This is a genomic window from Actinoplanes couchii, from assembly GCF_016862075.1.
Classification (GTDB): Bacteria; Actinomycetota; Actinomycetes; order Mycobacteriales; family Micromonosporaceae; genus Actinoplanes; species Actinoplanes couchii.
Genome location: NZ_BOMG01000008.1, coordinates 113412 through 122601 on the forward strand (window position 1 = coordinate 113412; position 9190 = coordinate 122601).

At 70.3% G+C, this 9190-nt stretch carries 6 protein-coding genes; 1 reads left to right on the plus strand and 5 read right to left on the minus strand.

Annotated elements, in window-relative coordinates:
• Positions 1-37 precede the first annotated feature (37 nt).
• The 5 genes from Aco03nite_RS02515 to Aco03nite_RS02535 form a co-directional block, all read right to left on the minus strand.
• Positions 38-1522: a glutamate-cysteine ligase family protein gene (locus Aco03nite_RS02515; protein WP_203792921.1), complete on the minus strand. Its 1485-nt coding sequence runs from the start codon at positions 1520-1522 to the stop codon at positions 38-40.
• Positions 1523-1711: 189 nt separating this feature from the next.
• A complete protein-coding gene (locus Aco03nite_RS02520) occupies positions 1712-2233 on the minus strand; it encodes a hypothetical protein (RefSeq protein WP_203792922.1) in 522 nt (173 codons plus the stop codon).
• A 419-nt stretch (positions 2234-2652) separates the two neighbouring features.
• Positions 2653-2952, minus strand: a complete 300-nt coding sequence (locus tag Aco03nite_RS02525) for a hypothetical protein (protein WP_203792923.1) — start codon at positions 2950-2952, stop codon at positions 2653-2655.
• A 4228-nt stretch (positions 2953-7180) separates the two neighbouring features.
• Positions 7181-7348 carry a hypothetical protein gene (locus Aco03nite_RS02530; protein ID WP_203792924.1) on the minus strand — a complete coding sequence of 56 codons (168 nt, stop codon included), beginning with the start codon at positions 7346-7348 and terminating at the stop codon, positions 7181-7183.
• 558 nt (positions 7349-7906) lie between these two features.
• The gene (locus Aco03nite_RS02535; protein ID WP_203792925.1) at positions 7907-8347 is read right to left on the minus strand and encodes a hypothetical protein; all 441 of its coding nucleotides are present in this window, start codon (positions 8345-8347) and stop codon (positions 7907-7909) included.
• On the opposite strand from Aco03nite_RS02535, the gene Aco03nite_RS02540 reads away from it, so the two are divergent.
• Positions 8336-9028, plus strand: a complete 693-nt coding sequence (locus Aco03nite_RS02540) for a hypothetical protein (RefSeq protein ID WP_203792926.1) — start codon at positions 8336-8338, stop codon at positions 9026-9028. The two genes, Aco03nite_RS02535 and Aco03nite_RS02540, sit on opposite strands and share 12 nt — an antisense overlap.
• Positions 9029-9190 lie beyond the last annotated feature (162 nt).

Sequence of the window (9190 nt, forward strand, 5' to 3'; positions counted from 1 at the left end):
CGGCCGCTTTGTCCGCGGTCGGCCGCTCGCGCACGGTTCAGGCCTTGGCGGCGGCCGGCCACTCGTGCACAGGGATGTTGTCGTGCATCAGCGGCAGGTAGCGGCGCAGCATCTCGTGCAGCGCCCGCTCCCGGTCCTGACCCTGTGCCTCCAGCGCGTGCAGCGTCTCCACCTGCCAGGACGCGCCGTTGCGGTGCCGCAGGCAGCGCTGCTCGATGATGCCGAGCAGCCGGTCCCGCTGCGCCGGGTTGACACCCCACAGGTCCAGTCCCGCGGCGGCCTGCGGCAACAGGCTGCGCAGCACCAGCTCGGTCACCGGCAGGGTGCCGTGCCCCGGCCAGAACACCGTGGCGTCGATGCCGTGCCGGGCGCAGTTGTGGAAGTTCTCCTCGGCGGCCCGGAAACTCATCTGCGTCCAGAGCGGGCGGTCGGCCTCGGCGAGCGTACGGACCAGGCCGTAGTAGAACGCCGCGTTGGCGATGGTGTCCGCGACCGTCGGCCCGGCCGGCATCACCCGGTTCTCCACCCGCAGGTGCGGGCGGCCGTTGACGACCGCGTAGATCGGCCGGTTCCACCGGTAGACCGTCCCGTTGTGCAGCCGCAGCTCACTGAGCTCCGGGATCTCCCCGCGTTCCAGGATCTCCGCCGGATCCTGGATGTCGCAGATCGGCAGCAGTGCCGGGAAGTAGCGCACGTTCTCCTCGAACAGGTCGAAGACGCTGGTGATCCAGCGTTCCCCGAACCACACCCGCGGCCGTACGCCCTGGGCCCGGATCTCCTCCGACCGGGTGTCGGTGGCCTGCTCGAACAACGGGATCCGGGTCTCCCGCCACAACTCCCGGCCGAACAGCAGCGGCGAGTTGGCGCCCAGGGCCACCTGGATGCCGGCGGTGATCTGCGAGGCGTTCCAGTACGACGCGAACTGCGCCGGGCTCACCTGCAGGTGGAACTGGGTGCTGGTGCAGGCCGCCTCCGGGGCGATGGTGTCGGTGGTGACCGCGAGCCGGTCCACCCCGTCGATCCGGATGTCCAGGTCCTCGCCGCGGGCCGCGAAGATCTGCTCGTTGAGGAGCTGGTACCGCGGGTTCGCGGTGAGCGCCTCGCCGGTGAGGTGCTCACGCCGCAGCGTCGGCAGGATGCCGATCGTCACCATGTGCGCCCCGGCCGCCCGGGCACGCCGCTCCGCCTGGTTCAGGCTGGACCGCAGGCCACGCTCCAGCTCCGCGAAATCGTCCCCGGCCAGCCTCCTCGGTGGCAGGTTGATCTCGATGTTGAACTGGCCCAGCTCCGTCTGGAAGTCGGGATCGGCGATCGCGCCCAGCACCTCGGCGTTACGCATCGCCGGGTCCACCTGATCGTCGATCAGGTTGAGCTCGATCTCCATGCCGGTCAGAGGCCGTTCGAACTCGAAGCGTGCCTCGCGCAGCATCGTCGCGAACACGTCGAGACTTCGTCGGATCTTCTGCCGGTAGCGGGTCCGGTCCTCACGGGTGAAATTGGTCTGGTCGACTTTCTCGCCCACCGCGCACCACCTTCCGAGCCGTCAGAGACGGAGGAGATCGCACGGCGCCGTAGCCGTCATCCCCCCGGCCATATGATGACCGCTGTCAATGGCGGTACGCCTCAGGCCGACCGCCCATTCGCGCCTGGCTGGCAATGGATCTTTCATGGCGGGCTTTTCTACCCACGTGGCGTCAGAATCATCCCGGTGTCACCGCAGCCACAGTGCGAGCACCGCTCCGGCGAACAGCACGCCGACCGCGGCCTGCATCAACATCACCGGGCCCATGTGCGACCACTGGGTGGGGATCCGCGGGGTCAGCGGCTGCATCGTGGTCAGGTTCACCACCTGCATCAGCCGGACCGGCAGCTGCGGATCGGACTGCGGCTGGGTGCGCACCTGCACCAGATCGCCCCGGTGCAGCGCCGACTGCGGGAGCTGTCCGTGCATCTCGATCTCGTACGTCTGCCCCAGGTCGTCCCGCAGCCGCACCGGCGTCACCAGGAACTCCGGGCCCTTGCGCAGCTCCTTCAGCGAGCGCCGGGCCGGTTTCATCCGGAACAGTGAGGCCAGCAGTTGGGCGATCCCGGCCGTCAGGAAGACGACGATCGCCACCGGCCGGCCGATGCGCACCTCGCGGGTGTACGACGTCTGGAAGCCGACAAAACGGCCGGTGATGATCGGACTGACGTGCCGGAGGATCCGCTCGCGGTGCAGCTCGGTGTCGTCCATCGGGGGTCGCCTCCTTGGATGTTCTTCAATGCTACGGAGAGAACGCGCCTCAACACCGTGAGTGAATTTCCACTCATTGCATACCGCCTGTCTCCTCCCACTGCCGGAAGATCGCCCTGATTGCACGCCGATCTACACCGATATGCGGAAATCCACCCTAAGGGGGCCCTCTAAGGGGTGAACTGAAGCGGAGCCGGGACGAATCACCCGGGCCGTCATGCCGTCCCGGCGCGTGGACAGGCCGGGAATGGGGGTGCGAGACCGGTGGCATCGACCTACGTCAAGCCGGAGAGCGTGCTGGCGCGGACCGCGACCAAGATGGTCGAGGCGCACGGCGGCGCACTCGGCCCGCACGACGGCCACACCGAATGCCCGGTCTGCGGCGAGACCCTGCCCTGCCGTACCGGCCAGGCCGCCGCTCAGGTCCTGGCGGCCGCCGGCCTCGCCGAGGAGTCCGGCCTGGTGGCCGCGACCCGCCCCGCATGGAGCCCGCCCACCGACGAGCCCGGCACGCTGATGCCACCCGCAACCCCGTATCCCACGTCGTCCTCCGCGTCTTCTTTCGTGCCACCCTCCGTGCCACCCGAGATCCTGCCGCTGTCCCCGGCCTTCTCCTCACCACCGTCCCCGCCGTCGGCTCCGTATTCCGCACCGGCGACCCCACCGCCTGCGGCTTTCACGTCCCCGGCCTTCTCGTCACCACAGCCCGGCGCCACCACCGACCCGTTCCTGGGCCTGCCGTCCTACGCCTCCCTGGCCGACCTGCAGTCATCCATCGCCCCCGCCCACCCCGAGCCCGACGCCCCGAACGACCTGGCAACGTTCGCCGCCCTGGGATTCCCCGGCATGTCGGAGGTCCGTCCCGGCCCGGGAGCCACCCATGGCGACCCGGAACCCCCCAGACACGGCGGCACGGCGACCCCGATAGTCCAGGGCCCCGCCGTGGTGCCCGCCCCCCTCCCACCGGCGAGCGCCCCTTTCTTCCGCCCCGGCGACCCCAAAAACCTCGAAGACCACCCCCTTGCCGGTACGGCGGACCAGCTCACCGCCCCCACGGCTCCCACACCGTCCGCCCCGTTCCGCCCATCCCGCTCCACCACCCCCGAGAACGCCCCGTCCGCCGGCCCCACCTCCGCTGGCTCGGCCCCTGTCCTCCCAGGCCCTGGACCCGCCCCTGCCTTCGCCGGCCCCGTCTCTGTCGGCATCGCCCCCGCCGGTCCTGCTCCCGCTGGTGTCCCGTCGGCCGGCATCCCGTCCCCGGACCGGGAGACCCCACCCGCGAACCGCACTCCCGGAACCTGGCCCGCACTCCCGGACCTGCAACAGCCCCCCGGCACGCCACTACCGGCCGCAGGTTCGACCCCGCTGGGTTCATCAATCCCGGGTTCCTCCACCACGGGTTCATCCAGCTCAGGCCTGTCCCTGCCCTCCACCGTGTCCCAGTCAGCCCAGCAGTCACCAGGCGTGTCCTTCCCGACGGGTGTGTCCTTCCCACAGTCACCGCCGCCGTCCCTCCAGCCCTCGGCGTCGTCTCAGCCCTCGGCTTCGTCCACGCCGGAGCCACCCACCCCCACCACGTCCTCCCCGGGCCTGGCCCTCCTGACGTCTTCTGCCACAGCCCCAGCCCTCACAGACCCGCAGCCGTCAGCCCCGAAGCCCGCCCACTCACCTGCCGCGGCCCACCCCGCCCAGCCTTCATCAGCGTCGGACCGTCCCGCCCAGCCTTCATCGGAGTCGGACCGTCCCATCCAGCCTTCATCGGAGTCGGACCTGTCCATCGCGGGCCCAATGGCTCTCGGCGAGATTCCATCGACCAGCGGCACTCCGGCGGCAAGCACCCAACTACGCCCGTGGCCCCCCATCGAACCCGCGGCCCAGCAGCCCTCACACCCTGAACCGCCCACCCTGAACCCCCTCGATGACCAACCTGCTTCCTGGTCCACAACGGCAGTCCGAGGCCCAAGCCCGGCCCCCGGTTACCGCCCTGCATGGCTGACCAACGAAGACCCCGCAGGCTCCGAAGACCCCAACCGGCCGGCCAAATCGGAGGAACACAACTTCCAGGCCCCCGAAGCCGACGACGCCCACACCACTACGCCCAGCCACACCTACTCGTCGTCCTCGTCCTCTTCGCCCTATTCGTCATCCCACTCGTCCTACGAAGACCAGCCCACCCCGGGCAGCCACGCCGCTCCCGACGCCCCCACCAGCACCGACCCCCATGCAGCGCTAGCGGGCCACACCACCCCGGGAGGCCACGCGACTCCCGAAACCCACTCACCGGCCGGATCCCAGTTACCGGCCGAAACTCACTCGGCGGCCGGATCCCAGTTATCGGCCGAAACTCACCCGGCGGCCGGATCTCACTCGACGGCCGGAACCCATGCGGCGGCCGGAACCCATCCGGAGGTCGAGACTTACTCCACATCCGGATCCCACGCTGCGTCCGGAACTCACTCCGCTTCTGGAAGCCACTCCACCTATGGAATCCACGGCACTCACCAGACACCCGGAAGCCACAGCGCGTTCGGAGGCCACACCAGTCACAGCGCCGCCTCTCACGGCCTGGCTTCCCACGGTCTGTCCGGCCCAGGTTTCTCCTCCTCCGGCCGAACCAGCCCCCCACCCCCAAGCTTCGGAGCAGCAGGCCTGGCATCCCTGAACCTGAGCACCCCTACCCCCACCCAAGATGGCGACCCCAGTCTCAGTCCTAGCCCCAGCGGCCTCAGCACCGCTCCGAGCAGCCCCAGCGGCCTCAGCACCGCTCCAAGCAGCCTCAGTGCCAGCCCCAGCGGCCTCAGCGCCAGTTCGAGCGGCTTGAGCGCCGGTTCGAGTGGTTTCAGCGCCGGTCTGAGCGGCCTCAGTGCCGGCAATCCGGATTCCGCCCCGTCTTTCGACGCCGGCACCAGTCCTGGGATCAGCGGTCCCAGCACCGGCGATCCTGGCTTCGATGCAGGCGTTGGCCCTGGTACCGGCATCAGTTCGGCCATCTCGGCAAGCGGAAGACCCCCGCTGACCCCTTTCCCGAACGACACGGCACCCAACGAACCCACCCACGGCCTCCAAGATCCAGCAGGCTCCACCGAGGCACCCTCGGCACCCTCCTGGACATCAACGCAAACCCGATCGTTCTCGGACATCGACCCTCAGCAGAGCCTCAGCCAGCCCGATTCCGAACACCCAGGTCTAGGACAGCCAGGCCTAGGACAACCAGCTTTGGGGCAGACAGGCCTAGGACAGGCAGGCCTAGGCCAGACAGGCGTGGGCCAGACAGGTGTAGGCCAGACAAGCCTGGGACAGACAGGCCTAGGCCAAACCGGGCTGGGACAGTTTGGCCAGTCCGGCCTGGGGCTGTCCGGTCTCGGGCAATCCGGTCTCGGGCAGCTTGGTCTGGGACAGCCGGGCCCGGAGGTTCCCGCCGCCGAGGGCGCCGCTCCCGGTGGGGTGTTCGGCAAGCGCGGCTTCCCGAACGCAAGTTCGGGCATATCGCACCCCAGCGGCCTCTCGTCGCCCGTCTCGCCGGTCTCGCCCGGATCAGCCGGCTCCTATGGCGAGGCTCCCCCCTATGGCGAGGCTCCCCAAAGCTATGGAGATGCTTCTCAGAACTATGGGGACGCGTCTCGAAGCCTTCATGGAGGAACCTTCCAGAGTTCCTACGGCGACGCTTCCTCGAAAGGCCTGCCACCTGAAGGTTCAGGGCCGTCGAGTAGCGGACTGCCAGCTTTCGGCGGTAACCCCACATCGAGCGGTACCGCATCAGCGCTGGGGTTCGACCCGGAGTCCTCGATCCCCGGTTCCCTCTTCCAGAACCAGGCCGGCCCGAATCGCTTCGGTATCGAGCCCCTGAATGTCGGCAGCGCCACCCAGCCCGGCAGCGCCACCCAGTCCGGCAGCGCCACCCAGCCCGGTAGCGCCACCCAGCCCGGTAGCGGCTTGGGAACCGTGGCCGCTGGGACGTTCGGCCTGGGAACCACCGCTCCCGGATCCGATGACTCAGCCATCGCCTCCGGCATCCCCACCGGCCTCGGAAACACTGGCCCGGGCTTCGGCGCGGGTTCCGACGCGGGAACGTTCGCCGCAGGCAACGGCACGAACGAGCCCAGCCACGGCGCATTCAGCCCCGAGAGCACCGGTTCCTGGAACGCCGGCCCTTGGAACAACGCCCAGGAAACCCCAGGCCAGAGCAACGCAGGTTGGACAGGCGGCACCACCCACGAGGCTGCCATCCCAGGCAACACTGTTCCCGGCTTTGCCGCCCCTACGACTACTGCTCCCGGCTTTGCCGCCTCCACGACTACTGCTCCCGGCCTTGCCGGCCCCGCGCCAACTGCTCCCGGCTTTGCTGGCCCAGGCGCTGAAGGCTCCGGTATTCCCGGCCATGGAACTACCGATTCCGGCATCGCTGGTCTCCATGCCGGAGGCTCCGGTGTCGCCGGTCACAGCGCCGCGGGGCCGGGCATCGCTGGCCTTGGTGCTGCTGGCTTGGCCCCAACCGGCCTGGGCATTGCGGGTGCGGGTGATCACGATGGCAGCGCCTCAGGTTTGACCGGAAGGGGCATCGCGGGCCCGGGAGGAACTTCCGGTTACGCAGCCTCGGGCCTGGGTGCAGCCGGACACGGCCCGACAGGCCTGGAAGTCACCGGCCCCGGAGTCACCGGCCCGGGAGTCACCGGCCCCGGAGCCGCAGGCCCGGGATCCGGGTTGGGCTTGTCCGGACAGGCATCAGTCTCGGGAATGACAGGCCTGGGAGCAGCAGGTCTAGCAACAGCAGGGCTGGGAACGGCAGGGCCGACAACAGAGTCGGGTTTGCCTGGTCCTGGGATGTCCGGTCCTGGGATCGGCCCGGGAATGGCTGGGGCCGGGTTGGGCGGGTCTGGGTTGGCTGGCCCCGGTCTGGGCGGGCCTGAGATAGCCGGGCTCGGTGCAGGTGGGCAGAACGCCGCCACGTCAGGGACCGCTGCGGAAGGTAGCGCCGGATTCGGCGCCGGTGGTCAGGGTGACCTCGGGCAGAGTCTTGCTGGTGCTGGTGCTGGTGCTGGTGCTGGTGCTGGTGCTGGTGCGGCGGGCAACGGCCCGGCCGCGGCTGGCTTCGGTGGTCACCCCGGCGGTGGTCATCCCGGCGCGGTCTTTGCTCCCACCGGAGAGGCGGAGCAGATGATGCGGCGGCCTCCCTCCTACAGCCAGCAGAACAGCCCTCTGGACGCACCACGTTTCACCCGCTCGGCACGTCCGGCGCAGGTGGGTGGCTCGTTTTCAGCTCTCGGTGGTGGTTTTCCCTCGAACCCGGCATATTCGGCTCCGGGCGGTTTCCCGGCGGGCGCACCGTCCGACGCTGCCGGTGGGTTCGGTTCGCCCGTGGCTTCCGGTAGTGGCTTCGCGACACCCCAGCCACCGACCGGCAACGGCGGTTTCCCGGCGGGTCCGTCGCACGCCTCAGCCGGAACGTTCGCGACGGATCCGTCCGCGCCACCGGCTGGAGGCCATGCACCCGGTTCACCCACGGCAGCGACCAGCGGATACCCAGGCGGTCAGCAGGCAGCCGCCATGGGTGGCCTCCCGGGTGATCAGCAGACGGCGGCCCCGACCGGTCACCAGACACCGATGGCAGGCGGATCGCCGTCGGCAACCGGCATGTTCTCGGCTGTCCCGGCGACCGTGCCCACGACGACCGGGCTACAGCCGGATCAGTCCCCGGCCTTCAACCCACCGTCCGGCTCGGCCGCTGACGCGATGGGACAAGGTGCCGCGTTCGGTCAGGGCACCCCATTCGGGCAGGGTGCTGCGTTCGGGCAGGGTGCTGCGCTGGGTCAGAACGCCGCGCTGGGACAAGGTGCTGCGTTTGGGCAGGGAGCTGCGCTGGGACAGGGCACCGCGCCGGGGCAGAGTGCCGGGATAGGGCAGGGCGCCGCGATGGGACAGGGCACCGCGATGGGGCAGGGTGCCGCGCCGGGACAGCAGAACCAGCTGACCCCGCCGGAGTTCCGCCCGGCTCCGGGGGTCGGCCGGGCCGAAGCGCCCGCGTTCGGTACCGCCCAGCCGGGTGGCCGCCCGCCGTTGCAACCGCCGGACCTGGGGCAGCATGCCCGGCCGGCCGGTACCGACATGCCGCAGCACCAGGCCGACGACGCGTCGGGTCTCAACATGCCGGGCTCACCGTCGGGTCTGGGCGCATCGGGCGCATCGGCCGGTTTCAGCGGTCCGGCAGGCCTCGGCGGTCTCGGGACAGCGCCGGGCTACGGTGCCCCCGGTTACGGTGCGCCCGGCTACGGTGCCCCCGGTTCACCGGTCGGGCTCGGCGGAGCCGAACCGCTCTCCGACTACATCGGACCGGGTGCGCCGGCCGGTTACGACAAGCCGGTCGGTGCGGGTGACCACAACGCCCCGGCTTCGCCGTCCGGCTATCAGGGGCCACATTCGATTTCCGGGTACGACACCACGAGCCAACTGAACACTTTCGGACAGCCCACGGGCCGCCCGTCACTGCAGGCGCCCGACATGGGCCAGCACGCCGGATACGACCGCCCGGGCTATGCCACACCGGTGACACCTGCCGGGTACACCGCACCGACCTGGCAGGCCGCCCACGGCGAACCGAATCCGGCGGCCGGCTACGACGCTCCGGGCTGGCAGGTGGAACACCACGCCCCGGCCGCCGCGCAGTCGGAGGAGCACGAGCCGTCCGGTCTCCCGTCCCGTGCGGGTTTCACCGCGAACCGCCCGGCGCCGGCAGCCCCGGAGATGGCGGCGGACCCGTCCGACGCCCCGAGCGGCCTGCCGTCCCGCCGACCCCAGTAGTTCCGAGGAAGTTCAGAAACGAGCCGGGCGGCCACCAACCGCCCGGCTCGCGGCGTTCCGCGCCCGAGCCCGCAGGCGAGGGCGCGAGGGGAGCAGGGCGCGAGGGGAGCAGGGCGCGAGGGGAGCAGGGCGCGAGGGGAGCAGGGCGCGAGGGGAGCAGGG

What these genes read in the sequence shown, in the direction of transcription:
- Aco03nite_RS02520 (WP_203792922.1), bottom strand. Translation starts at nt 2,233, where the DNA reads ATGGACGACACCGAGCTGCACCGCGAGCGGATCCTCCGGCACGTCAGT.
- Aco03nite_RS02530 (WP_203792924.1), bottom strand. Translation starts at nt 7,348, where the DNA reads ATGACCACCGCCGGGGTGACCACCGAAGCCAGCCGCGGCCGGGCCGTT.
- Aco03nite_RS02540 (WP_203792926.1), top strand. Translation starts at nt 8,336, where the DNA reads ATGCCGCAGCACCAGGCCGACGACGCGTCGGGTCTCAACATGCCGGGC.